Source organism: Christiangramia sediminis (genome assembly GCF_020552705.1).
Lineage (GTDB): Bacteria > Bacteroidota > Bacteroidia > Flavobacteriales > Flavobacteriaceae > Christiangramia > Christiangramia sediminis.
Map to the genome: position 1 here is coordinate 334,127 of NZ_JAJBZG010000002.1, position 24,287 is coordinate 358,413.

The window sequence follows — 24,287 nt, forward strand, 5'->3', positions numbered from 1 at the left end:
TATATCAGCAAGGTTCCTGAAGAAAGAACAGCGCAAATGAATAAGCTACGGGCTGAATTAAAAATAATCTTCCGGAAGGTTTTGAGGAAAGAATGAGTTACGGAATGATTGGTTATGTGATTCCGCATTCCATTTACCCGGAAGGCTATCATTGTGATCCATTACTCCCGCTTCCGTTTATGAACCTGGCCTCTCAAAAGAATTATATTGCCGTTTACCATTCAGGAGTATATGCTAATAAAGAAATGCATGATTGGTTTGTGAGTGAATATATAAAGAGAACTGGTAAAAAACCCGATATGGGCAAAAGTTGCCTCAGACTCAAAAACATGGACAATATTCCATTTGAATTGATCGGGGAGCTCTCTTCAAAAATAAGCCCGCAGCAATGGATATCTACCTATGAGAAAGCTATAAAAAAGTAGATTTATTAAATCTTAAATGAATGGGAATATATACCATTTTTCAATCCTTGTGTAGAAGCCAAGGAAAGAATATGAGGAATATTTCCTGAGAAAACTTTGAAAAAGATAGACAAGGTGGCAGACGCTTATAAGAAATTTATTCTTTTAAAATGAAATTATCAGAGTTATAGCCTGAATTAGCTCATATCCTTATGTAGAGCGGTTCCCAGTTGTTAAAGCTTCATTAAGAATTAATTTCAGCATCATAAAATTATGGAAGTCCCAAATTATAGGCATAGCCTTTGCACTATAAGTATCAAACATTAAAATTATAGAAAAATGAAGAAGTTTTTTAGTAGTCTGTTATTTGTAGTCGCTGTAGGAACGGCATCAGTAACGGCCCAATCTACAACAATACCACAACAACAGGAATCAATTGAAGTAAGTGATGCTGAACTGACTCAATTTGCTGAAGTTTTTCAGAAAATGAGAATGATGAACCAGGAAGCTCAAAAGGAAATGATGGCAACGGTTCAAAATGAAGATTTTGAACTTGAAAGATTCAATGAGATTCATCAGGCTGAAATGGATCCAAATAAGGAAGTAGAAACTTCTGCTGAAGAAGACAAGAAATATAAGGCTGTAGTTTCTGAACTTGAAAAAATGCAACCTGAATTCCAGAAAAAGATGCAGGCAGTGATCACTGAAAGTGATCTAAGTATGGAAAGATATCAGCAATTAGCTATGGCCCTAAGGTCTGATGCTGAACTTCAGCAAAGACTTCAGGAAATTATGAAGAGCTAGAGCTTTTAAATATTACGATTTAGAAAGCAGGTTTTAAAACCTGCTTTTTTTGTTTTTAATATGGAAGACCTATAATTTAAGTCTATTTTAAAACTTGAAAATCCTTAAGGCATCAATTTTGTCGTATTTTGGTAAGTAATTAATTAATATGGTGAGCCTTTACACAAAAACATTTTTTGTATTCTTTTTTTTGATTTCTCTACCGGCTTGCTATGCCCAGCAATCAACCATGCAACAAAAAGATAGTTTAGAATTTAGCAATAAAATTGTACCCGATATAATCTGGCGGGAAACCTATGTAGCTCTTTCTCATTATCCTGAATTAAAAGATACTCCCATTGAAATTAGGTTTAAGAAAAATATAAAAAAGTCTTTTATGCAGGCTCAGCCAAAAATTAGCGGACTTTTTAAAAATCGTAAGAATAGAAGTTACTTTATCTTCATCAACGAAAAATTCAAAATCGAAGATGAAATATTTGATGTCACTACCGTACCCTCAGAGGTATTAATTGGATGGATAGGGCATGAATTAGGTCATATCATGGATTATAGAGATAGATCTGCCCTTGACCTCATGTGGTTTGGAGTAAAGTATGTGACTTCAAAAAATTACATTCGGGAAGCTGAAAGAGCGGCAGATACTTATGCTGTTAATCATGGCCTGGGTGAAAACATCATAGCCACTAAAGATTTTATTTTAAATCATTCGAAACTTTCAGACACCTACAAGAATAGAATTGAAGACCTCTACCTCTCACAGGAAGAGATCATGGTTCTAATCGATGAAATTCATGAAGAAACAGATTAACTAGTTGCTCCCTGGTCTTTCAGGAAATTTTCCCATTTTTCCAGTTTTTCCTCATTCATTACTTTTTCCATTTTAACCTGGCCTCCTTTTTTCTTATTAAGGGCATTCCATTCATGAAATAAGTTAGGATCTATAGTGGTCACCTTCACTCCTTTTAATGCTTTTCCTCTGGCCACCTTGTAATTCTTATTCGCACTTTTCAGAGCATTATCCAGGGCTTCAGCAAGATTATCATCTTCTACTTTATCTTCAGTCCCCAAATACCAGTAATGGTAATATTCGCCATCCTCTGCTCTTTTTGCAGCGACCACAAATTCTGGAATCTTTATATCGAATTGATCTTCTAACTCCTGTACAGCATCATTCATCTTATTTACTGAAAGCTGGGATCCAACCACGTTCAAAAAGAATTTAGTTCTACCGGTAATTCTTATCTCGTGTTTTTCCTTATCGGTAAACTTGATGGTGTCACCAATTAAGTATCGCCATGCCCCACTTACTGTAGAAATTAGCAGCACATAATCCTGTTCTTCTTCTACATCTGCCAGTGAAATTACTGGTGCATCATCGGTAATAGATCCATCCTGGTTAATATATTCAGCTTTAAAAGGAACAAATTCGAAATAAATTCCGTTATCCAGGATCAGTTTCATGGCATGTGTATCCGGTCTGTTCTGGATCGCTAAAAATCCTTCGGAAGCAAGATAAGTATCAATCACCTGTACAGGTTTTCCTAATAACGCATTGAAACTTTTTTCATAAGGTTCAAAAGCAACCCCTCCAGAAGTATAGACCTGTAGATTTGGCCAGATCTCGTGGATATTATCTACTTTGTGGTATTCAATTACCTTTTTCAGCATCAATTCCATCCAGGATGGAATTCCACTTAATGCTCCTATATCCCACTCTTTTGCATTTTCGGCAATTTTCTGAACTCGATCGTCCCATTCATCTATTTTAGAAATCTCTTCACCGGGTTTGTAATAACTTCTAAACCAAAATGGAATATTACTGGCGCTAATTCCGCTAATTTCACCTTCCTGATGATCTCCTTCTTTTTGAAGATCTGTAGAACTTCCAAGCATCATGATCTCTTTCTCAAAAAAGTCGGGTGGCAGATCAAAATTGCTAAGTGCACCAACCTGTTTGATCCCGGCTTTACGAATAGATTCCATCATTTCATCGGTAACCGGAATCCTTTTACTACTTTTTCCAGTGGTACCAGAACTCAAAGCAAAATAAGGTGGTTTCCCCGGCCAGGTAACATTCTCTTCTCCTTCATGATATTTATGCCACCACTCCTTATCTATTTTATTGTAGTCAAAATATGGAATCCTTTTAGAAAATTCCAGCTGAATATTTTCTGACTCTAAGATCTCCTCAAATTTGTAATGCTTACCAAATGAGGTATCCTTAGCCTTTTTCAATAGACCGAGCAATACCTCTTCCTGATTTTTCTCTGCTTCTCCCTCTGTGGTAAAACTTTCTTTTAGGTCTATAAGACTTTTAATAATAGATCCGAATATCGCCATTTAGTTATATGATTTTTTTGGAATGTTAAATCTAAAAATACCCTCAGAGACCTACTAAAGATTACCAAATATTTAACGGGGCTAAAAAGTAGTAATAGCCTTACAGCTTGTTTAATATTAATAGGAAACAAATTAGAAAACGTTAAAAATCCTTCATTTACGATGAAAAACAAAAAATAACTGTAATATTTACAAATTAAACCGAATCTCTAACTTTTACCCTACAAATCTTCTATGGACCAAATTTCACCAAACACCCAATCCAGGTACAAAATGATCTCTTATGAGCAGGCTTCTCCTCAGGTAAGAGAAATCTATGATGATACAAAAAAAACCTTGCAACTTCCTTTTGTTTTAAACTGGTTTAAGTGCCAGGGAGATAATGAAGTTCTATTAAAGGGAAACTGGAGCAAATTAAAAAATACTTTAATGGAAGGCCAGGTTCCAAACGTATTAAAACAGCTAATCATTTATAACGTTTCCAAGCAAAGAGGATGTAATTATTGTTCTCATGCGCATGGAATTTTCGCAGATAGTATGAGTTCCATGATATCTGAAGAAGATGGCTTCAGAGCTACTCAAAGTTTAAACTCTCCATCGATGCCTGTTAGTTATAAAACCGCCATCCAGGTAGTTACCAAAGCAGCCCTGGAGCACTCTGAAATTTCAGAAGAAGATTTTACCGAACTTGAAAATGCAGGTTTTACCTCTAGAGAAATTCAGGAATTAATGGCTCAGGCTGACCTTGTGAATATGCTGAATACGATTGCCGACGTATCTGGGATCAAAATAGATAATGAATTGCTTGAAACTCCTCAATAGGAAATTTCAGTCAATATCCTAATGAGTGATATTTTCCAAAATACCTCCCAGCTTTATAGAATAACCTATGAAGCTTATTCAAAATTTGCCAATGATATAAATCGCTGTGCAGATCTTGAAGAGGTTGCTGAAGTATGTAAAACCCACCTGAAATATTTACTTAATTTCAGGATCATCAGGATGACGATATACCAGGGAGACAAATTATTCTTTTTTGAACAATTCGGTACTAAGATCTGGTTCGATCTTAGGGAAGAATCTCAATTATTTCCTTACGAAAAAGAATTATTAGAAAAAGGAATTCCACTTATTACCAATGAAATTCCTGATGAACTTATAAGAAACAAAGTTTCCTTAGACTCTTTGTATGATCCTGTACTCTGGGGATGGTGCTTTAATAAACATGAAAGAAAAGTATTAGTATCTTTGCTCGCCGATCAGAAAAAGACATTTTCTATTGGTGATGTGGAAATCCTGAAATTAATAGTGGATTGCATTCAGGCTAAATTTAGCGAGATATACCTGAAGCGACAGCTTGCTATCCAGAACAGGAACCTTTCTGAAGCTTATGATACCATTAAATCCAAAAATCTGGAGATTGAAAATATCGTAGAGAATCAAAAGCAGACTATTAAAGAAAGGACCCATGAGATCGTTGAGAAAAATAAGAAGCTCCTGCATATTTTAGCTTTAAATTCTCACAGCATTCGGGAACCACTATCAAGAATCCAGGGAATTATTCAGCTTTTTGAATTTATGGATGATAAAGAGTGTAGAGCAGAGTTAATCCCAAAACTTGAAACGACAGTGGAGGAGATGGATGAAATATTAAAAGAAGTTGTTGATATGGCATCAAAAGAGTTGATGGAATTAAAGGCCAAAGATTTATGAAAAAGATCTATTTAGTAGACGATCAGCCTATTTCAAATTTTATCACCAAAAAGTTATTGGAACTTGAAGGTTTTGAAGGTTCTGTAGAAGATTTTACAGATCCTACCAAGGCTTTCCAATCGGTAGCCAAAGAGGAAGGCGCCTTAATTTTTCTTGATCTAAATATGCCGGATATGGATGGCTGGGAATTTTTAGAAGCATTAAAGAAAAATAATATTTTTCATCGCATTATCATTCTTACCTCCAGTACCAGTAAAATAGATAAAGAAAAGGCAAAAGAGTATTCAAATGTTATAAAATACATGGTTAAACCCATGAATAAGAAAAAGATTTCTGAACTTTCAGAATACTTAAAAGCTTCCTAGATTTTGCCGGCTCCAGACCCACAAAAGCTCCTTGAACTTGCTTACGCGAAAATGCATTTTGGCAAGTATAAAGATTATTATTTATCTGATATTCCAGAACCTTATTATGTATGGTTTCGGCAGAAGGGTTTTCCACCTGGAAAGCTGGGCGACCAGATGCAGCAGGTTTACGAATTAAAGATAAACAGTCTGGAAGGCCTGTTGAGGCAGATAAGAAAAAAGTATCCAAAACCCTAATTTCAGTAATCATCAGCTGTTAAAAAGCTCTTAATAATAGCTTTCCAAATTAGCGGCTTTTTCTATTCTTCTTTGTAATTTAGCGCCCTGAATAAAACAACGCAACAAACGAGAAAAAAATGGCCGATACCAAGTATATATTTGTTACTGGAGGTGTGTCTTCTTCCCTTGGAAAAGGGATCATCGCTGCTTCCCTGGCAAAATTATTGCAGGCAAGGGGATTTAAAGTGACTATTCAGAAACTGGATCCATATATAAATATAGATCCCGGAACCTTAAATCCTTACGAACACGGAGAATGTTATGTTACTGAAGATGGCGCAGAAACCGATCTGGATCTTGGTCATTATGAACGTTTTTTAAACGTAAATACTTCACAGGCAAATAATGTTACCACGGGAAGAATTTATCAAAGCGTTATTGAAAAAGAACGTCGCGGAGAATTCCTTGGAAAAACCGTACAGGTGGTTCCACATATTACCAATGAAATAAAAGAAAGAATCCAGATCCTGGGTAAGAACGGGGATTATGATATCGTGATTACTGAAATTGGCGGTACCGTAGGTGATATTGAATCACTGCCTTATATTGAAGCAGTAAGACAATTAAAATGGGAGCTGGGAGATGATAATGCGCTGGTGATACATCTTACGCTTGTCCCCTATCTTTCTGCTGCGGGAGAGTTGAAAACAAAACCTACCCAGCACAGTGTAAAAACCCTGATGGAAAGCGGAATTAAGGCTGATATTCTTGTTTGCCGTACTGAACACGAACTCTCTGATGATATTCGCAGAAAACTAGCCATATTTTGTAATGTTAGACAGGAAGCGGTAATTCAAAGTATTGATGCACCCACGATCTATGATGTTCCCAATATGATGCTGAAAGAAGGCCTGGACACGGTTACTCTGAAAAAACTGGCTTTACCAGATGATTCCACACCCAATCTTGATCGCTGGAATCAATTTCTGCAAAGACATAAAAATCCGAAAGCTGAAGTTCATATCGGACTTATTGGAAAGTATGTAGAACTTCAGGATTCCTATAAATCTATTCTAGAATCTTTTATTCATGCCGGTGCAGAGAATGAGGTCTATGTAAATGTTGAATATATTCATTCAGAATTTATAAATGACAGCACGATACATAATAAGATAAGTCATCTGGATGGCGTTCTTGTTGCTCCAGGTTTTGGGGAAAGAGGAATTGAAGGAAAGATCGATGCGGTAAGATACGCTCGTGAAAACGACCTCCCGTTTTTGGGAATATGCCTGGGAATGCAAATGGCGGTAATAGAATTTGCCCGTAATGTACTTCAGTTAAAAGGAGCCAATTCCACTGAAATGGATCCTGAAACAAAACACCCGGTGATAGACCTTATGGAAGCACAAAAAGAGGTAACCCATAAAGGCGGGACTATGCGTCTTGGTGCGTGGGATTGTGAACTTCGTAAAGATTCAATCATTCATGAAGTTTATGGGGTAGACATGATCAAGGAACGTCACCGTCATCGTTACGAATATAACAACAAATATCAAGAACAATTGGAAAATGCAGGGATGCTTAGTACCGGGATCAATCCTGAAACTGGTCTTGTAGAGATTATTGAATTAAAAGATCATCCATGGTTTGTGGGAGTTCAATATCATCCTGAATATAAGAGTACCGTGGCTAGCCCACATCCTCTTTTTGTTTCTTTTGTAAAAGCTGCACACGAACATTCCGTAAAGGAGAAAAATGCCAAGATGGCACAGAAATAAAAACTGGCCGTTTTTTTGACCAAAGGAAGAATAAGCAAAATTAAATAATGGAAGAAAAGAAAATAGACGTACAATCCATCATTGGATTTATACTAATTGGGGGAATTCTTTTATGGATGCTCTACAATAATACTCCTGAAGAAACCGAAACAGAAGATGCCACTACAACCGAACAGGTTGAATCTTCAACTAAGGAGAATCAAGTTGCTACTGAAGAATCTGCAAACAGACAGCCCAATGACTCCACAGCACTTGCCGATGCGCAACGCCGCCTGGGATCTTTTGGATATTCCGAAACCTTATCATCAGCACAGGGAGGCACAACTACCATTGAAAATGATCTTCTAATTTTAAAGATCGCTAATAAAGGTGGTTATATTGAAGAAGCTCGCCTAAAAAATTATAAGACCTACGATTCTATTCCGGTTTACCTAATAAAAGACGGGAACTCTTCTTTAAATATGAGTTTTACTACCACAGACGGTAGAACACTAAATACAGAAAATTTATTTTTTGAACCTGAACTTACCGATAATAATGGTAACCAGATACTTTCCATGAAACTTAAGGTTTCTGAAGATGAGTATCTGGAATATCGCTATGCTATGCGTCCGGGAGAATATATGTTAGATTTTAGCATACGTTCGCAGGGTCTAACAGGTGTTTTGAATAGCGCTGAAACTCCTACCCTGGACTGGAAACTTAAAGGCTTCCGTCACTCAAAAAGTATTTCTTATGAAAATAATTATACCGATCTTATTTACGAATATGATGGGGGTGATGACGACAGTGTTACCGATGGGGAAGATGAAGATGAAAATATTAGTTATATCGCCTACAGACAACACTTTTTCTCTTCTATTCTTTTAACAGATAATCCTTTTACAACAAGTAGTTTTAAAGTTAAAAATTTGGTGGAAGATGAAGAAGTTGATACTGTTTTCACCAAGACTTTCGCCTCTACCATTCCATTGGAATTAAAAGCAGGTGAACTAAACTATAATATGAATTGGTATTATGGTCCTTCAGATTATAAGATCTTAAATGATTATGATCGAAACCTTGATGAAATCATTCCTTTGGGATGGGGAATTTTTGGATGGATCAATAAATATCTTTTTATTCCGTTTTTCGCTTTCTTGGCGGGAGTGCTTCCTAGTTATGGACTGGCGATCATTGCGATGACCATTGTAGTTAGAATTGTATTATCTCCGGTTACCTATAAATCTTATTTGTCCCAGGCTAAAATGAAGATATTAAAACCTGAGATCAATGAACTTAATGAGAAGTACAAGGATAATGCAATGAAAAAGCAACAGGAAACTATGAAGCTTTATAGCAAGGCGGGAGCCAGCCCTATGAGTGGATGTTTACCGGCTTTAATGCAAATCCCAGTATTCTATGCTTTATTCCAGTTTTTCCCAAGTGCTTTCCAGTTAAGACAGAAAAGCTTCTTATGGGCAGATGACCTTTCCAGCTATGATGTAATTGCGGAATTACCATTTCACATTCCATTCTACGGAGACCACGTGAGTTTGTTCCCGATATTAGCTTCTGTAGCCATTTTCATCTATATGATGATGACTACCGGGCAGAGTATGCAGGCTAATCAGCAACCGGGAATGCCTAATATGAAATTTTTAATGTACCTGTCTCCTTTAGTAATGTTGATATTCTTCAATAACTATGCTAGTGGACTTTCGCTTTATTATTTCACTTCCAACCTTATTACCATTGGTATTATGCTGGTAATAAAATATGCGATCATAGATGAAGATAAAATTCATGCTAAGATTCAGGAAAACAAGAAAAAACCTAAAAAGCAAAACAGGTTTACCAGAAAGTTCCAGGAAATGATGGAGCAGGCTGAAGAACAGCAGAAAAAACAAAAGAAGTAAAAATAAAAAGCCCGGTTCTCACCGGGCTTTTAAATTCAAACAATTAAAAAAACAAATTACTCTAAAGTTGGCAATAGAACCATATCTATAGCGTGAATCACACCATTTGTAGCCTGCACATCTGCAGCCACTACCGTAGATATTCCATCATTAACATCAGTAATACTAACATTACCATCTCCATCTACATTAATAGTAATATCTTCCCCTTGCAATGTAGTTACCACCATTCCATCTGTAAGCTCATCTGAGGTTACATAATCTTCAGTAATTACATGATATTGTAAAACCGAAGTCAGTGTGGCTGAATCTATATCATCAAGAGATTCTGCTTCCAGATCTTCCAGCAATGCCGTAAATGCGTCATCAGTTGGAGCAAAGATCGTAAAGGGAGCCGGAGCATCAGTAGATTGCAGTGTGGTGACCAGTTCTTCTCTTGTGAGCGCTGTCGCTAGAGAAGAAAAAGTAGGATCGGCAGTGGCAAACGTAGTAACATCAGGCAATCCAATTACGGCATCAACCGCATGAATAACACCGTTGTCAACTTCATTGTCTGCAGAAGTAACTGTGCTCATTCCATTAAGCACCACTCCATCTGAAGTGTCTACATATAAACTTACATTTTCCCCATCAGGACCTGCTTCTGCCATACTTTCGATATAACCGGTGCTAAGATCTGAAGACATAACTATACCAGTCTGAACATGATTCATCAAAACCAGAGTCAACAAATCTGTTGGAACATCCTCCAAGGTTGCAAAACCATTAGCTTCTAAAAATGCATCAAATGCGGCATTATTTGGTGCGAATACAGTAAATTCAGTATCCCCATCCAAAGTTTCGATTAAATCTGCCGCTTCTAAGGCCGCTCCAAGAGATGAATAATCGTCATTACTATTAACGAAATCTACAATAGTATTACTTTCTGCAGTACCATCATCATCAGGGTCTGGGTCAGGATCTGGATCTGGCGTAGGTTCTGGAGTAACTGTTCCTGTCTCACCTCCTGGATCGAATAGATCATCTTCACTACATGCGCTAAACGAAAAAGAAATAAGAAGCGCCAAAAATGTTAACTTGGCATTTTTTAAAATAAAATTCATAATTCTAAGTTTAAGTTATTGATTAGTTTTTGATTTTTTGTAAAAGTAAAACCAATCATAATAATTTTTTGTTTAATATTTGTTAATTATGGTTAAACAGCTTGAAATTTTAACATTAATACTCTTATTTCCAGTTATTTGTATATCTCAAATTAATCAATTTGACGACCAGGGACGCCGAAATGGACCCTGGAAAGTCAATTTTGAAGGCACTAATAAGCCTAAATTTGAAGGTGCATTTCAGAATGGAAAGGAAACCGGAATTTTTAAGTTCTATAAAAAAGGATTTTATGAACATCCAACTGCGATAATGGATTTTGAGAAGGCTCAGGATTCGGTTCATGTTACTTATTACACTCAAAAGGGGAAACCTATAAGCGAGGGTATGATGTTAGAGAAAAAAAGGGAAGGAAAATGGATATACTATCATCAAAAATCGGATAGTATCATGATGACTGAAATCTATAAAAATGATAAATTGGATGGTCTCCAAAAGACCTACTTCCCTAACGGAAAACTAGCAGAAAAGACCAAGTACCTAAATGGTGAAAAAGATGGGGAAAGTTTTATTTATGCAGATAACGGAAAGGTCACCAAAGAATTACATTATAAAAAAGGAGAATTACATGGCCCGGCCAATTATTATACCCCTGAAGGAATAAAAACAATCGAGGGTCAATATACCGAAGGACGTAAAAGCGGGAACTGGAAATATTTCTCTGAGGGAAAATTAGAAAGAGAGGAAGATTATTAATAAATGAATATATTTGAATAACTAAAATATCTACTTATGAAAAAGTTTTTAATTCTATTATTATCAATAACACTTTTCACTGCTTGCAGCGATGATGATTCCGATACAAATGATGGTACCGAAATAGTAGGAAAATGGTTTCTCGAATCTTTAAGACCAGTTGGTGGTGATAATACGCTTAATAGTTGCAATCAGGACTCCTACATAGAATTCAATTCTGACGGTACAGGCAGCTCTGAGTTTTTTGAAGAAACTGAAACTGGATGTGAGTCTGAGGGTGTGGATTCAGGAAACTGGTCTTATAATGGTGGTAATAGTTATACTATTGTTGTACCTAACTTTGGGAGTACTACCGGAAATGTAAATTTTACCGGTGATAATCAATTCATTTTTACAAGCCCTGAACTACCAGGTGTAGAAGTTGTTTTTGTAAAATAACAAATCTCTATCATTCTTATATAAAAGGTGGCTTTCGCCACCTTTTTTTATTTCGTAATTTTGTGCCCGCTAATCCGACTCTTTAATCGGACTTAGAAAAGGTATAATTTAAACAGAATGAAAAAAGTTGTTGTCGGTTTATCCGGAGGTGTAGATTCAAGTGTTTCCGCTTATCTTTTAAAGGAACAGGGCTATGAAGTGATCGGGCTATTCATGAAGAACTGGCACGATGATTCTGTGACCATTTCAGATGAATGTCCATGGCTGGATGACAGTAATGACGCCATGATGGTGGCCGATAAACTTGGTATTCCTTTTCAAACGGTAGATCTCAGTGAACAATATAAAGAGCGTATCGTGGATTATATGTTCAACGAATATGAAAAAGGTCGCACCCCCAATCCTGATGTGCTGTGCAACCGGGAGATCAAATTTGATGTATTCATGAAGATCGCGCTTTCTCTTGGAGCCGATTATGTTGCTACAGGCCATTATTGCCGAAAAGCAGAATTTGAAAAAGAGGGAGAAACAATCTATCAGCTACTTTCAGGAAAAGATAATAATAAAGATCAGTCTTATTTCCTTTGCCAGTTAACACAGGAGCAACTTTCCAGAACCCTCTTCCCTATCGGGGAATTACAAAAATCTGAAGTAAGAAAGATCGCTGCAGAACAAAACCTGGTTACTGCTGAAAAGAAGGATTCTCAGGGACTTTGTTTTATAGGAAAAGTGAGACTTCCTGATTTCCTTCAACAGAAGTTGAAGCCAAAAGAAGGGGTGATCGTGGAAGTGCCTGCTGAAAATAATTCGTATACCGCTGAAGACCTCCATTTCCAATCGAAAATTGATGAATTGAGACATCTCTCCAAAAAATTCAATTATCAGCTTGAAGATGGAAAAGTGGTAGGAAAACATCAGGGAGCACATTATTTTACTAAAGGTCAGCGTAAAGGACTTGCGGTTGGTGGTACTCCAGAGCCTTTATTTGTAATAGATACCGATGTTGAAGAAAACGTGATCTATACCGGTCAGGGGAAAGATCATCCGGGAATTTACCGCCAGGGACTTTTTATAGCTCAGGAAGAAGTTCACTGGGTTCGTAAAGACCTTGCGATTGGCAATGATGAGGAGTTAAGGCTAAAAGCCAGAATCAGATATCGCCAGCCGCTGCAGGATGCTACACTTTACCAAACCGAAAATGGTATGTATGTGATTTTTGATGAGCCCCAGGCTTCTATTACAGAGGGACAATTCGTGGCCTGGTATAAGGATGAAGAGTTGTTAGGTTCTGGAGTTATTTCGTAAATTGGTGTCTTAGAGCCCTTTCATGCAAAGATTTTTCTTGATCTTTTTATTTATCACCTGTTTTTCTTATTCACAGGAGGAGCATGCATGGATCTATTTTAAAGAAAAGCCTAATGTAGAGGCAGCTCTAAATGATCCTTCCACTATTCTAAGTGCGAAGGCTATTCAGCGGAAAGAACTTCGCAGAACTCCTATTGATGAAAGGGATGTCCCGGTGAATGAAGAATATATTACTATTGTCAAATCCCGGGAAAACATTTCGGTAAAGGCAAAATCGAAATGGCTGAATTGTGTTCATGTCCTAGGAACTGTTCAGGATATTTCAAAACTAGCAGAGCTGGAGTTTGTTTCTGGAATTGAATTTGCCAGTAATAATTTGAATTCCAGAGCTTCAACTGAAGCTCAAAAAATCACTAATAAATTAGAAAGCAATATAGATTTCAGCTACGGTCTGGCGGCAAACCAGACCGAAATGCTGAATACCGATTATCTTCATGAAAATGATTATACCGGCGACGGAATTACCATTGCAGTATTGGATGCGGGATTTCCAAATGTAAATACTATTGGAGCTTTTGAAAGATTGCGGTCGGCAGGTAAACTTCTGGGTGGCTATGATTTCCCCAATAGATCTGAAAACTATAATAATCCTGAACTGAGTAATCACGGCACGCTGGTACTTTCTAATATGGCAGGTTTTATTGAAGGACGTTTTGTGGGAACAGCTCCTGGTGCTTCTTACTATTTATTCCGGACAGAGATTGGCCCCACCGAAACTCCTGTGGAAGAAACTTACTGGGTAGAAGCTGTAGAAAGGGCCGACAGCCTGGGAGTTGACCTTATAAATACTTCTTTAGGCTATACCCTTTTTGATGATCCTGATTATAGTTATACTCCTGAAGATATGGATGGAGAAACCGCTTTTATTTCCCGTGGCGCCAATATAGCAACAGAAAAAGGTCTTCTCGTGGTTGTTTCCACTGGAAATCGTGGCGATGAAGATTATTTTAAGATAATTGGAGCACCTGCAGATGCCAATGTACTTAGCGTGGGAGCTGTAGATAAGAACGGGAATTATGCTGCTTTCAGTTCCCTGGGTCCTTCTGCAGATGGCCGGGTAAAACCAGATGTTTCTGCCCAGGGATTGGAGATCGTAGCGATAGATGAATTCAATAATATGGTGCAGGCCAGTGGGACGTCATTCGCCTCCCCTATTCTTGCCGGTTCAGTGGCGAGTTTCTGGCAGGTAGATCCAAGTTTGACCAATCTTGAAGTAATGCAACTTGTAAGAGAGGTTTCGAGTCTTTACAGCAATCCAAATATCAACCTTGGCTATGGAATCCCTGATTTTAGAGATGCACTCTCTAAGCTTATTGAGAACACTGAAAATAGTGAAGCGCTTTTTTTATATCAGAATCCTGTAGAAAATGAACTCAGGTTTAATAATCCTACGACTCAAAGCTATAAGGTCACTCTATTTGATACGTTGGGACGGATCATTTTAAAAAGAGAACAGGTTCAGAATGAAATAGATCTTTCAGGTTTTTCCAGAGGAATTTATATTGCTATGTTTGAACAAAATAATTCAAGACAATCATTTCTTATCATTAAAAAATAATGCCTACTAACAATAGAATCACGCAACTCTTTAATATAAAATACCCATTAATCCAGGCCGGGATGATCTGGGCCAGCGGATGGAAACTGGCAAGCGCCGTATCTAATGCCGGCGGACTCGGAATTATCGGGTCCGGCTCTATGTATCCGGAGATTTTAAAAGAGCATATTCAAAAATGTAAAAAAGCTACAGATAAACCTTTTGCTGTAAATGTGCCTATGCTTTATCCGGAAATCGATAAGATCATACAGATCATTATTGATGAAGGTGTAAAGATCGTTTTTACCTCGGCTGGAAATCCTAAGACCTGGACCAAACATTTGCAGGAACATGGGATAAAAGTTGTTCATGTAGTAAGCAGCGTGAAATTTGCGATGAAATCTGAAGAAGCCGGAGTAGACGCTGTGGTTGCTGAAGGCTTTGAAGCCGGCGGTCATAATGGTCGGGATGAAACTACCACTTTCACCCTTATTCCCATGGTAAAAGAAAAAATATCAATTCCTTTAATTGCTGCCGGTGGTATCGCTACCGGGAGAGGGATGCTGGCAGCCATGGTTCTTGGTGCCGATGCCGTACAGATTGGTAGCCGATTTGTGGCCACCCCGGAAGCCTCTTCTCATAAGAACTTCAAGGAAATGGTCGTTAAAGCCCAGGAAGGAGACACGGTGCTCACCTTAAAAGAACTTGCCCCGGTTCGTCTCTTGAAGAATAAATTTTATGAAGACGTTCAAAATCTCTATTCTAAAGCTCCCAGTAAAGAAGATCTTATAGAATTATTAGGTCGTGCCAGGGCGAAAAAAGGAATGTTTGAAGGTGATCTTGAAGAGGGTGAACTTGAAATCGGTCAGATCTCAGGACTTATTCATGATATTAAACCGGCTGCAGAAATTGTAGAGGAGATCATCACTGATTTTCAGAAAGTTAAAGAAGAAGTCAGCAAACTTTAATCTTTAATTGGAGTATTCTTCTAGTTTTTCTAATTCTTCGGCAACAAATTTTCTCCATTTCAGTTCTTCCGATCTGTTTTCACTATGGGAAGTTTCTTTATCAAACTTATTTTGCATGGAAACTCTTTCAGACTCGATTCTATTATAAAGTCTTTTAAGATCCTGTCGAATGTTCCTCCCTATTTCATAATCTTGAAGGGCTTTTCTCAGTTTTCTAGCATGTAATTCTGAAATATCGAAATGCAGCTGTTCATGCGCCAGCAAATATTCTTCATTCTTAATTTCTTTTACCCACGAAAGATTAGGATAAAAATTGGTGAAAACCTCGTGCAATAGTACAGGCACCCCGGAAGCAGTACTATAATTCCAGCTATAACTAATTCCAGAATTTGTATTTGCCGAGTAAGAATTTGAGTTACCCGGTTCAGCCTTGAAATCTTCCCAGGTGAGAAGCCTTTCCTGCTGCCATTGAATCTTCTCCTGTTCTTCCTGAGAAAAACCCAGTACCGAAATTGCCAGAAAGAAGATGGAAAAACTTAAGCTTTTCATGAATAGGTAAAAGATATATCCTTAGCAATATCTGGGTGTAAACTTTCTAAGACTGGACAGGTTCTGCCGGTATTTTCTATAATTTTGGTCTCCTTTTCAGTATATGAAGTTGGAAATTTAATTTTAACCTCGATCCGTGATATTCTTCGTGGTTCTGCCGCCATCGTTTTAGTGACTTCTGCTGATGCTCCGTCCATATTGATCCCCAAAGATTCAGCCTTAATTCCCATTACTGTTAACATACAGGTAGCTAAAGCATTTGCTACTGTATCTGTAGGTGAAAATGCCTCACCTTTCCCGTGATTATCTACGGGAGCATCGGTAATCATTTTAGATCCGCTCTGGAGATGTTCAGATTCGGTCCTTAATCCACCAAGATATTTTACTCTAGAGGTCATTTGCTTCGCTTATGGTAAGATCTTCATTTAACTGTAAAATATAGAGTGCATTGTTGGTATATCCACCCCCGGCATTTGGCATATAATGGAATTTACTTTCATAATATTCGGTATATCCCGGGTACTTCTCAAAAGACTCATAAAGATCTTTAGCAGAAGCAAGCCTTAATAGTACATCCAACGTAAGATCATAGCCTCTTAAAGCATATTTATTAGGCTCAATATTGAATCTGCTTTTATAGTCTTCAACAAAATCTTCAGAAAGCTCTGTATCATACTCCTTGTCTACGGAAGGATAACGGAATTTTAACTTACCCAAATGGTTATTAGAAATGATATCGCTCTCATAAACACTATTCTTATTAGTGGTCAATAAAGTGATATTATGCTTTCTGGCCAGCCTGTTCAGCGCAGAAGTAACACTGCTCACCAAATTGATATTATCTGACTCCAGAATTATCCAGTTTTCACCATCAGTCATCATTTCAGCCAGTTTAGCTTCTGAAACGAAATTACTACTCGGATTAATATTTCTTGCTGAAGGAAGTGCATTATTCAATTCACTTTTGATCTTAAATGATTTTCCGTCAGCGATGATAACAACATTTTTTCCGGGAGCATTTCTGGAAAGGTAATCCAGCATTGCTTTCTGAGTAAGTTCATCCCCGGGATTTGACTGAAAAAGGTTCCTGTAGCCTCTCATACTTCTATTAGAAAGCGGATTGATCACCGGAATGTTCTTACTTTCCAGTCTCGAGGCCGCAGCTTCAGAAGTTTCTTTAAGAAATGGTCCAATTACTACATCTATATTATTAAAATTGTTCGAGTTAATAATATTTGTGACTTCAGAAGCATTCCGTTTAGTATCGTAAACTTTCAAATTTGTAGAAATGCCCATAGATTTTGCTTTATCTACCGCCATAAGCACCCCACTGTAAAAATCCAGTGAAATTCTAATCACTTTTTCATTGAGAATGGCATTTTTATAGGTTGCGATGGAATCTTCCTCAACCTTATTTAAATGATACGGCAACATTAATGCTATTTCCTTGGTGCTACGGTTATCAATGGATTTACTAAGGTCCATTTTAGTATCAGCTTTTTCACCGCTACCAGTATAGGCATCATTATCTATTTCTTCGCCGTCCTTATCATTCTTAGGAACTTTTAAGACCATCCCAAACTTTAATCCTTCTTTCAATGCGGGGTTCAATTGCTTTAATGAATCCTGGCTTACTCCAAAACGCTCCGATAAGCTATATAAAGTTTCCTGTGGTTTCACCTCGTAGAACCTGAATCTTTCATCGGTAATAATCACCGGCTCATCATCCAGAACATCTGTTCCTACTCTAATCATCATTCCTGGTTGCAGTACTTCCACCCTTGGATTTAATGCTTCCAGTTCTTTTACAGTCATCCCATATTTTCTGGCAATTCCGTATCTGGTTTCTTTTGGCAGAACGATATGTTCCCGTGTACTTGAGATCTGCTGTTCCTGAGGTTTGCTGTTAACAACAGGCTTGGTGGAAGGCGGAGTATTTTCAGCTACTACCGATCGCTGAGGAGAAGCAGTTCCTGAAGGAATTCTAATGGTTTCCCCCATTTGTAATTCTTCGGAATAGAGCTGTTTATTATATCTCTTTATATCATCAATACTAACATTGTATTGTTTGGATAAACTATAAAGCGTTTCTTTTTTCTTTACCGTGTGTTCTGTAAACTGGGTAGTACCAGCAACTTCCGATTTTGGAGAATTACTAGATTCTCCAACCGGAATTACAAGTTTCTCATTAACACCTATTCCCTCCCGTGCATCCGGGTTTAATTTGTATATATCTTCCTCATCTATATTATAGCTTTGAGATATACTGAACACGGTTTCCCCTTTTTTTACAGTGTGGTATTTATAAGACTGGGCATTCGCCGAAGTAGCATAAATTTGAAAAAGAAAACATATAACAAAAAGGTACTTCATTATGATCTATTTAGGTTGAAATGGTATACTCTATTATTCCCACTCAATGGTTGCCGGTGGCTTTGAACTAATGTCATACACCACTCTATTAACGCCTTTAACCCGGTTAATTATTGTATTAGATGTCTTTTGTAAAAATTCATAAGGTAAATTCACCCAGTCTGCAGTCATCCCGTCAGTTGACTCAACAGCTCTAAGGGCCACTACCTGCTCGTAAGTTCTTTCGTCTCCCATTACTCCAACCGACTGAATTGGTAAAAGGATCGCTCCTGCCTGCCAGACTTTATCATATAGCATCCAGTCTCTTAAGCCCTGGATAAAAATATGATCTACTTCCTGAAGTATCCGAACTTTTTCTGCGGTAATATCGCCTAGGATCCTGATCGCAAGACCTGGACCTGGAAATGGATGCCTTCCTAACAAGGTCTTATCTATTCCCAGTTCTTTTCCTACTCGCCTTACTTCATCTTTAAACAACATACGTAAAGGTTCTACCACTTTCAGTTTCATAAAGTCCGGCAATCCACCTACATTATGGTGTGATTTAATGGTCACCGAAGGTCCGTTTACTGAAACTGACTCAATAACATCAGGATAAATAGTTCCTTGTGCAAGGTATACTACGTCTTTGATCTCATGAGCTTCATCATCAAATACTTCAATAAAAGTATTCCCGATGGCCTTACGTTTTTCTTCAGGATCACTTAATCCTTTAAGAGCATCCAAGAAACGTGCCGAAGCATCCACCCCTTTTACATTAAGCCCCATATGTTTATATTGATCCAGAACGCTTTCAAACTCATTCTTTCGCAATAATCCGTTATTTACAAATATGCAATAAAGATTCTTTCCAATCGCTTTATGCAGAAGAACTGCGGCAACCGTAGAATCCACGCCTCCACTTAATCCAAGTACCACTTTATCATCACCGATCTTCTCCTGTAATTCTGAAACGGTAAGATCAACAAATGCGCCGGGTGTCCAGCTCTGTTCTGTTCCGGAGATCTTTACCAGGAAATTTTCCAGCAATTGTTTTCCATCGGTAGAATGGTAAACTTCCGGATGAAATTGAATCGCATAGGTCTCTTCCCCATCAATTCTGTAGGCAGCATTCAAAACATCTGTAGTACTGGCCAGTCTAACCGCGTTTTCAGGAAGCTGGATAATAGAATCACTGTGGCTCATCCACACTTGTGAGTTCTCTTTGATATTTTCAAATAATGGCTCGGCATCTTTTATAACAGAAAGATTTGCCCTCCCAAATTCCCTGGTATCTGAAGGTTCAACTTTTCCTCCGGAAAAATGTGCCAGGTATTGAGCTCCATAACAAACTGCCAGAACAGGTAATTTTCCTCTAATTTGAGAAAGATCTGGATGTGGTGCATCTTCAGCTCTTACTGAAAATGGACTTCCGGAAAGAATTACCGATTTAAAACCTGAGAGATCCTCTGGAATTTTGTGATAAGGATAAATTTCGCAGTAGATATTAAGCTCTCTAACTCGCCGCGCGATAAGCTGGGTGTACTGCGAGCCAAAGTCTAGGATGAGTACGTTGTTTTGCATGCGCAAAAATAGGAAATTGAGAAAAAATGAATGCAAGGGATTTAATAAAATTTCTATATTTAATAAAGCATAAATATACTTTCATGAAATACTTAAGCGCAGTCATTTTTTCTATCGCTATAGTTCTTGCAGCCTGGTTTTTAGGAGATTCCTATGTATCCAGGGCTAATCCAGACGGCGTTATTTCGGTAACAGGTTCAGGCAGTGAAAATTTTGATTCAGACCTCATCGTATGGGAAGGTAGATTTAGCAGGATGAATCCTAATTTGGAACAGGCTTATAATCAATTGAATCGCGATAAAGAAATAGTAAGAAACTATCTTATGGAGCAGGGTATTAAATCTGAAAATATCGTTTTCAATTCAGTCCAAACCAATGAGCAGCGAGAGAACCAGTATCAAAATGGTAATTTTACAGGGAGTATTTTTATGGGTTATGAGTTAATCCAGCCGGTTAAGATTGAATCTTCTGAAGTTGAATTGATAGAAGGTGTTTCCAGAGAAATCACTGAATTACTAAATAAAGGAGTCCAGTTCAACTCCTCACCTCCAAGATATTATTATACAAAAATCGCTGATCTTAAAATAGAAATGATCTCTAAAGCTACTGAAGATGCCAGGCTTAGAGCAGAAAAAATTGCCGCGAATAGTGGGGAGAAATTGGGAGATCTAAAAAGTGCCAATATGGGTGTTTTCCAGATTACCGGACAGAACAGCGGCGAAGATTATAGCTGGAGCGGAGCCTATAATACCGCAGATAAAAATAAAACAGCCTCAATTACCATGAGACTGGAATATGAAATTGATTAATTTCACCTTCATGCTTTATTTTATAACAATTTTACTTTTTACTTAAGTTTTTATTTAGAAAATGTACCATAATTTTAATACTACCCCATTGACAATTAAAAAGTTATGGAAAACCATGATGAAAAAACAAGGCACAAACGCAGCATTTGGCTTTTAAATCCTGCAAGAACTCGTGAGAATATTTTCATCTATATTCTTATAATAATACTCGTCATCCTAATAGCCTATTTTATATTATAAATACTATCCTAAAGTAGCCAGGATTTCGTCAATATCTTTCTCTGTAGTATCAGGATTAATAAAACAAAAACGCACCACACTTTCTTCTTTCCAGATAGATGGAGTCACCAATGCAAATCCGGAATTATGATTTCTATAGGTCCAGTCCCTATAATCCTCGGCTGTCCAGCCTTTTCTTTTAAAAAGCACTACAGATAAACTTGCCGGTCTCATCAGTTCCAGATTTTCATTTTGCTCAACCTTATCTGCTGCGATCTTCGCAAGTTCAATTCCGCGTTCTATGGCTTCCTTGTATTTATTGGTTCCGTGCATGGCCAGGGAAAACCATAATGGCATTCCTCTCAATCTTCTTGTAAGCTGTATTTGATAATCTGCAGGATTGAAACCTTGGGCACCTTCATCTTTAAAGATTTCCAGATAAGCTCCTTTTTGAGAATGTGCTTTTTTAGCCAGTTCCAGATTCTTATAAATAATTGCTCCACAGTCATAAGGCGAAAACAACCATTTATGCGGATCTATAGTTATACTATCTGCTTTTTCAATTCCATCGAATAAATGCCGTACAGAATTAGCTGCGAGTGCTCCTCCACCATAAGCACAATCTACATGAAACCAAACATTTTCATTTTCACAAACCTCAGCTATCCCTTTGAGATCATCAATGATCCCGGCATTGGTAGTCCCTCCGGTCGCCACTACCGCAAAAAGTCTGTTTCTATCCTTTTTACTTAGATTACTGATCGTCTTTTGTAATTCTTCGCCCGATAGAAATTCCTCGCCTGAATCTATTAAATGCACATCTGCGTCCATGACTTTGGCCATCGATTTAATAGAACTATGTGCACCCGTAGAAGTTACTAACAATGCACGTTCTTTGGCCTGTTCTGGTTTTTGCTCTCTCCATTCTTCTCTTGCGGTCACCAAAGCAGAAAGATTTGCAGCGGTCCCTCCACTGGTAAATACACCAAATGCGCCTTCCGGAAGTTTTGTTAACGAAACCAGCCATTTCATGGCCTGATTTTCACAAAAGATCCCTCCTGCTCCTTCCATCCAGTAAGCACCGTGAATACTGGAAGCCGAAGTCACAAGGTCAAACATAATAGCTGCCCTAGTGGGTGCTGCAGGTACGAAAGCCAAGTGACGCGGGTGATCAATAGGCACCGTTGCTTTCACCAGGACATCCCGGAATAATTGAAAAGCATTTTCCCCACCTATACCTTCAGGGGTAATAGTTTCTCCAACAATTCTAAGAAGATCTTCTTCTTTTTTCGGGGAACCTAATTCCGGGGTGACATTAGAGATACGATCTATGGTATATTTCATGACATCCAGAGTCATTTCTACCAGGTCCATATCTATGGTATGCATTCTATTATTTTCCAAAAGTCAAAATTTTAAAGTTAGCTTCCAGCGGATCTAATTCCTCCATGAGTTTATGGATCAGTTCTTCTCCATATTCAGCATAAAATTCAGAAAAATTGGTTTGTCTTTCCTGCAAGCTACGGTTCGGAAAAAGATCGTTCTGAAGTTCTGCTATCCTTTCTACTTCATCCTTTAATTTTCTTTTCTGAGCCTTAAGCAGTCTTTTTTCAAGATTATCGAGGCCTTTTAATTGCTTTACTTCCTGGGCTTTTACCGCGCCGATAAAAGATTCATCCGTTTGTTCAGCCAGTTCGTACATATGTTGAAACTGTGTTACCAGGTGCTCTTTCTGAGAAGAAAAATCAATATCGATATTAGAGATCTTCCTCACTTTCCTATTGATTAGTTCGTGTTGTTTCAGAAATAATTCCTGCAAAGAAATATTTAATCTTTCACGCTTATCATTTTGTTTTGCCGTTTGCAATAAAGCCGAATTTCGAAGTAAAAGCATGGGAAAAGTAACATTTTCAGCTTCAAACAAAGATTTCAATTCCAGCCAGTAGGCTAGCTCTCCGCCTCCACCTATATAACTAAGATTGGGCAGGATCACTTCCTGGTACAGGGGCCTCATCATCACATTGGGACTAAAACGTTCCGGATGATCATTTAATTCCTGAAGAATTTCCTCCCTGCTCCAGGTAATTTCAGTTTCATGAACAAAATAATGGCCCTCTTTTTCGATGATCCTTTCCCGGATTTCATTAGTAAGGTAAAACAGATTGATTTCACGCGGGTTCACCTGGATAGAATAGCCAAGCTCATTTATTTTCTCAAGAGTTTTAGTCGTCTGTTTATATGAAACCTGCTCTGTAAGCTCATTTTTTAACTTCGGAATAAAATGTTTTTTTAATCGTTTATCTCCGGCTGCCAGGACCACCAATCCATATTGAGCAAAAATCTCATTCGCAATATAACGGGTAGCATCGGTAAGGTTATCGTGTTCAAGATAGCCTTTCTTAAAAAGATCTTTAAGATATTCAGCATTTTCACCACCCCCTATTTCTGCTGAAAAAAGCTTAAAAACTTCATCCAATCCATCGGTAGAAAGTCCTCCAACCGCTGTTTTCTCAGCTCTTTTATCGGCATTATTCCATTTGAACTTTTTTCCATTCAAATTAAAGAAATTAATTTCCTCAAAATCATGATCTTCGGTTGCCATCCAGTAAACTGGCACGAAATCATTTTCTGGATACATTTGTTTAAGCCGTTTGGTAAGATTTATGGTGGAAACTATCTTATAAAGGAAATATAAAGGTCCGGTAAATAGATTGAGTTGATGACCGGTAACTACCGTAAAGGAATTTCCAGATTCTAAGGCTTCAATATTTGCCTGAGTGGCATCAGAAATTTTAAGTTCTGAATACTGGTCATTTAGCACTTTTACCAGGTCTTTCCGGATGCTATGATCATAGCTTTTTTTCTTCTCGTTTATCTGAGCTTCAAAATTTTCTATTTTCGGAAAACGGGTATAGAATTCATCTAATTCTTTTCTTTCAGATAGATAATCAAGAATTAAGGGAGTAAAATAATTGGTTTCGGGATACGAAATACAATCAGTTGGCATAAATTTTAATTGTGTTTGCAAAGATATCGAAGATAGGGATTTTATTCTCTAAATTTTAGTTAATTCAAGCCTAGATGCTAT

The 24,287-nt window shown here is 37.7% G+C and carries 23 protein-coding genes; 15 read left to right on the plus strand and 8 right to left on the minus strand.

All coding sequences use genetic code 11. The annotated features are described in order from the left end of the window. Positions 1-92 precede the first annotated feature (92 nt). From LGQ90_RS05825 to LGQ90_RS05835, 3 genes are all read left to right on the plus strand, one after another. Positions 93-425, plus strand: a complete 333-nt coding sequence (locus tag LGQ90_RS05825) for a DUF1801 domain-containing protein (RefSeq protein WP_341481956.1) — start codon at positions 93-95, stop codon at positions 423-425. 318 nt (positions 426-743) lie between these two features. Then, a complete protein-coding gene (locus LGQ90_RS05830) occupies positions 744-1,208 on the plus strand; it encodes a DUF4168 domain-containing protein (protein WP_229339124.1) in 465 nt (154 codons plus the stop codon). Positions 1,209-1,437: 229 nt separating this feature from the next. Beyond that, positions 1,438-2,016, plus strand: coding sequence for a hypothetical protein (locus tag LGQ90_RS05835; RefSeq protein ID WP_229339126.1), 579 nt, complete (start codon positions 1,438-1,440; stop codon positions 2,014-2,016). On the opposite strand, the gene LGQ90_RS05840 is transcribed toward LGQ90_RS05835, so the two are convergent. Then, positions 2,013-3,548, minus strand: a complete 1,536-nt coding sequence (locus tag LGQ90_RS05840; RefSeq protein WP_229339127.1) for a GH3 family acyl-acid amido synthetase — start codon at positions 3,546-3,548, stop codon at positions 2,013-2,015. The genes LGQ90_RS05835 and LGQ90_RS05840 overlap by 4 nt on opposite strands. A 234-nt stretch (positions 3,549-3,782) precedes the next feature. Here LGQ90_RS05840 and LGQ90_RS05845 point away from each other — a divergent pair, with 234 nt between their 5' ends. From LGQ90_RS05845 to yidC, 6 genes are all read left to right on the plus strand, one after another. Beyond that, positions 3,783-4,370: a carboxymuconolactone decarboxylase family protein gene (locus LGQ90_RS05845; RefSeq protein ID WP_229339129.1), complete on the plus strand. Its 588-nt coding sequence runs from the start codon at positions 3,783-3,785 to the stop codon at positions 4,368-4,370. 21 nt (positions 4,371-4,391) lie between these two features. Next, a complete protein-coding gene (locus LGQ90_RS05850) occupies positions 4,392-5,261 on the plus strand; it encodes a histidine kinase (protein ID WP_229339131.1) in 870 nt (289 codons plus the stop codon). Next, positions 5,258-5,626 (plus strand): response regulator, encoded by a 369-nt coding sequence (locus tag LGQ90_RS05855; protein ID WP_229339134.1) that lies wholly within the window; start codon positions 5,258-5,260, stop codon positions 5,624-5,626. Before LGQ90_RS05850 ends, LGQ90_RS05855 begins: the two co-directional genes overlap by 4 nt. Before the next feature lie 3 nt (positions 5,627-5,629). Continuing rightward, a complete protein-coding gene (locus LGQ90_RS05860; protein ID WP_229339136.1) occupies positions 5,630-5,863 on the plus strand; it encodes a DUF3820 family protein in 234 nt (77 codons plus the stop codon). A gap of 119 nt (positions 5,864-5,982) precedes the next feature. Continuing rightward, on the plus strand, positions 5,983-7,623 hold the full coding sequence (locus tag LGQ90_RS05865; RefSeq protein WP_229339138.1) for a CTP synthase: 1,641 nt from the start codon (positions 5,983-5,985) through the stop codon (positions 7,621-7,623). A gap of 47 nt (positions 7,624-7,670) precedes the next feature. Continuing rightward, a complete protein-coding gene (gene yidC, locus LGQ90_RS05870) occupies positions 7,671-9,521 on the plus strand; it encodes a membrane protein insertase YidC (RefSeq protein ID WP_229339140.1) in 1,851 nt (616 codons plus the stop codon). Positions 9,522-9,577: 56 nt separating this feature from the next. On the opposite strand, the gene LGQ90_RS05875 is transcribed toward yidC, so the two are convergent. Continuing rightward, the gene (locus LGQ90_RS05875) at positions 9,578-10,624 is read right to left on the minus strand and encodes a fasciclin domain-containing protein (protein ID WP_229339142.1); all 1,047 of its coding nucleotides are present in this window, start codon (positions 10,622-10,624) and stop codon (positions 9,578-9,580) included. Between the two features lie 88 nt (positions 10,625-10,712). Here LGQ90_RS05875 and LGQ90_RS05880 point away from each other — a divergent pair, with 88 nt between their 5' ends. The 5 genes from LGQ90_RS05880 to LGQ90_RS05900 all read left to right on the plus strand — a co-directional run bounded on the left by LGQ90_RS05880 (position 10,713) and on the right by LGQ90_RS05900 (position 15,686). Next, positions 10,713-11,378 carry a toxin-antitoxin system YwqK family antitoxin gene (locus LGQ90_RS05880; protein WP_229339144.1) on the plus strand — a complete coding sequence of 222 codons (666 nt, stop codon included), beginning with the start codon at positions 10,713-10,715 and terminating at the stop codon, positions 11,376-11,378. Between the two features lie 36 nt (positions 11,379-11,414). Beyond that, positions 11,415-11,816, plus strand: coding sequence for a lipocalin-like domain-containing protein (locus LGQ90_RS05885; protein ID WP_229339145.1), 402 nt, complete (start codon positions 11,415-11,417; stop codon positions 11,814-11,816). A 117-nt stretch (positions 11,817-11,933) separates the two neighbouring features. Further along, on the plus strand, positions 11,934-13,121 hold the full coding sequence (mnmA, locus tag LGQ90_RS05890) for a tRNA 2-thiouridine(34) synthase MnmA (protein ID WP_229339147.1): 1,188 nt from the start codon (positions 11,934-11,936) through the stop codon (positions 13,119-13,121). Between the two features lie 22 nt (positions 13,122-13,143). After that, positions 13,144-14,739 (plus strand): S8 family serine peptidase, encoded by a 1,596-nt coding sequence (locus LGQ90_RS05895; protein ID WP_229339149.1) that lies wholly within the window; start codon positions 13,144-13,146, stop codon positions 14,737-14,739. Further along, complete coding sequence (locus LGQ90_RS05900; protein ID WP_229339151.1) at positions 14,739-15,686, plus strand: NAD(P)H-dependent flavin oxidoreductase; 948 nt, start codon at positions 14,739-14,741, stop codon at positions 15,684-15,686. The genes LGQ90_RS05895 and LGQ90_RS05900 overlap by 1 nt, the downstream gene beginning before the upstream one ends. Before the next feature lie 3 nt (positions 15,687-15,689). Here LGQ90_RS05900 and LGQ90_RS05905 read toward each other — a convergent pair whose 3' ends face one another. Genes LGQ90_RS05905 through guaA form a run of 4 tightly spaced genes read right to left on the minus strand, consistent with a single transcriptional unit; the run spans position 15,690 to position 20,171 of the window. Further along, on the minus strand, positions 15,690-16,235 hold the full coding sequence (locus tag LGQ90_RS05905) for a DUF922 domain-containing protein (protein WP_229339153.1): 546 nt from the start codon (positions 16,233-16,235) through the stop codon (positions 15,690-15,692). After that, positions 16,232-16,633 carry an OsmC family protein gene (locus tag LGQ90_RS05910; RefSeq protein WP_229339154.1) on the minus strand — a complete coding sequence of 134 codons (402 nt, stop codon included), beginning with the start codon at positions 16,631-16,633 and terminating at the stop codon, positions 16,232-16,234. Before LGQ90_RS05910 ends, LGQ90_RS05905 begins: the two co-directional genes overlap by 4 nt. After that, positions 16,623-18,608, minus strand: coding sequence for a LysM peptidoglycan-binding domain-containing protein (locus LGQ90_RS05915; RefSeq protein ID WP_229339156.1), 1,986 nt, complete (start codon positions 18,606-18,608; stop codon positions 16,623-16,625). Before LGQ90_RS05915 ends, LGQ90_RS05910 begins: the two co-directional genes overlap by 11 nt. Before the next feature lie 33 nt (positions 18,609-18,641). Beyond that, the gene (guaA, locus tag LGQ90_RS05920) at positions 18,642-20,171 is read right to left on the minus strand and encodes a glutamine-hydrolyzing GMP synthase (protein ID WP_229339158.1); all 1,530 of its coding nucleotides are present in this window, start codon (positions 20,169-20,171) and stop codon (positions 18,642-18,644) included. Between the two features lie 83 nt (positions 20,172-20,254). Here guaA and LGQ90_RS05925 point away from each other — a divergent pair, with 83 nt between their 5' ends. Further along, positions 20,255-20,980: an SIMPL domain-containing protein gene (locus LGQ90_RS05925; protein WP_229339160.1), complete on the plus strand. Its 726-nt coding sequence runs from the start codon at positions 20,255-20,257 to the stop codon at positions 20,978-20,980. A gap of 243 nt (positions 20,981-21,223) precedes the next feature. Here the strand turns inward: LGQ90_RS05925 and LGQ90_RS05930 are convergent, their stop codons facing one another. Next, the gene (locus LGQ90_RS05930; RefSeq protein ID WP_229340055.1) at positions 21,224-22,588 is read right to left on the minus strand and encodes a pyridoxal phosphate-dependent decarboxylase family protein; all 1,365 of its coding nucleotides are present in this window, start codon (positions 22,586-22,588) and stop codon (positions 21,224-21,226) included. Between the two features lie 4 nt (positions 22,589-22,592). Then, a complete protein-coding gene (bshC, locus tag LGQ90_RS05935) occupies positions 22,593-24,206 on the minus strand; it encodes a bacillithiol biosynthesis cysteine-adding enzyme BshC (RefSeq protein WP_229339163.1) in 1,614 nt (537 codons plus the stop codon). Positions 24,207-24,287: the final 81 nt, after the last annotated feature.

Coding starts and splice junctions, on each gene's coding strand:
- LGQ90_RS05825 (WP_341481956.1), top strand. CDS start 93: ATGAGTTACGGAATGATTGGTTATGTGATTCCGCATTCCATTTACCCG.
- LGQ90_RS05830 (WP_229339124.1), top strand. CDS start 744: ATGAAGAAGTTTTTTAGTAGTCTGTTATTTGTAGTCGCTGTAGGAACG.
- LGQ90_RS05835 (WP_229339126.1), top strand. CDS start 1,438: ATGCAACAAAAAGATAGTTTAGAATTTAGCAATAAAATTGTACCCGAT.
- LGQ90_RS05840 (WP_229339127.1), bottom strand. CDS start 3,548: ATGGCGATATTCGGATCTATTATTAAAAGTCTTATAGACCTAAAAGAA.
- LGQ90_RS05845 (WP_229339129.1), top strand. CDS start 3,783: ATGGACCAAATTTCACCAAACACCCAATCCAGGTACAAAATGATCTCT.
- LGQ90_RS05850 (WP_229339131.1), top strand. CDS start 4,392: ATGAGTGATATTTTCCAAAATACCTCCCAGCTTTATAGAATAACCTAT.
- LGQ90_RS05855 (WP_229339134.1), top strand. CDS start 5,258: ATGAAAAAGATCTATTTAGTAGACGATCAGCCTATTTCAAATTTTATC.
- LGQ90_RS05865 (WP_229339138.1), top strand. CDS start 5,983: ATGGCCGATACCAAGTATATATTTGTTACTGGAGGTGTGTCTTCTTCC.
- yidC (WP_229339140.1), top strand. CDS start 7,671: ATGGAAGAAAAGAAAATAGACGTACAATCCATCATTGGATTTATACTA.
- LGQ90_RS05875 (WP_229339142.1), bottom strand. CDS start 10,624: ATGAATTTTATTTTAAAAAATGCCAAGTTAACATTTTTGGCGCTTCTT.
- LGQ90_RS05880 (WP_229339144.1), top strand. CDS start 10,713: ATGGTTAAACAGCTTGAAATTTTAACATTAATACTCTTATTTCCAGTT.
- LGQ90_RS05885 (WP_229339145.1), top strand. CDS start 11,415: ATGAAAAAGTTTTTAATTCTATTATTATCAATAACACTTTTCACTGCT.
- mnmA (WP_229339147.1), top strand. CDS start 11,934: ATGAAAAAAGTTGTTGTCGGTTTATCCGGAGGTGTAGATTCAAGTGTT.
- LGQ90_RS05895 (WP_229339149.1), top strand. CDS start 13,144: ATGCAAAGATTTTTCTTGATCTTTTTATTTATCACCTGTTTTTCTTAT.
- LGQ90_RS05900 (WP_229339151.1), top strand. CDS start 14,739: ATGCCTACTAACAATAGAATCACGCAACTCTTTAATATAAAATACCCA.
- LGQ90_RS05905 (WP_229339153.1), bottom strand. CDS start 16,235: ATGAAAAGCTTAAGTTTTTCCATCTTCTTTCTGGCAATTTCGGTACTG.
- LGQ90_RS05910 (WP_229339154.1), bottom strand. CDS start 16,633: ATGACCTCTAGAGTAAAATATCTTGGTGGATTAAGGACCGAATCTGAA.
- LGQ90_RS05915 (WP_229339156.1), bottom strand. CDS start 18,608: ATGAAGTACCTTTTTGTTATATGTTTTCTTTTTCAAATTTATGCTACT.
- guaA (WP_229339158.1), bottom strand. CDS start 20,171: ATGCAAAACAACGTACTCATCCTAGACTTTGGCTCGCAGTACACCCAG.
- LGQ90_RS05925 (WP_229339160.1), top strand. CDS start 20,255: ATGAAATACTTAAGCGCAGTCATTTTTTCTATCGCTATAGTTCTTGCA.
- LGQ90_RS05930 (WP_229340055.1), bottom strand. CDS start 22,588: ATGCATACCATAGATATGGACCTGGTAGAAATGACTCTGGATGTCATG.
- bshC (WP_229339163.1), bottom strand. CDS start 24,206: ATGCCAACTGATTGTATTTCGTATCCCGAAACCAATTATTTTACTCCC.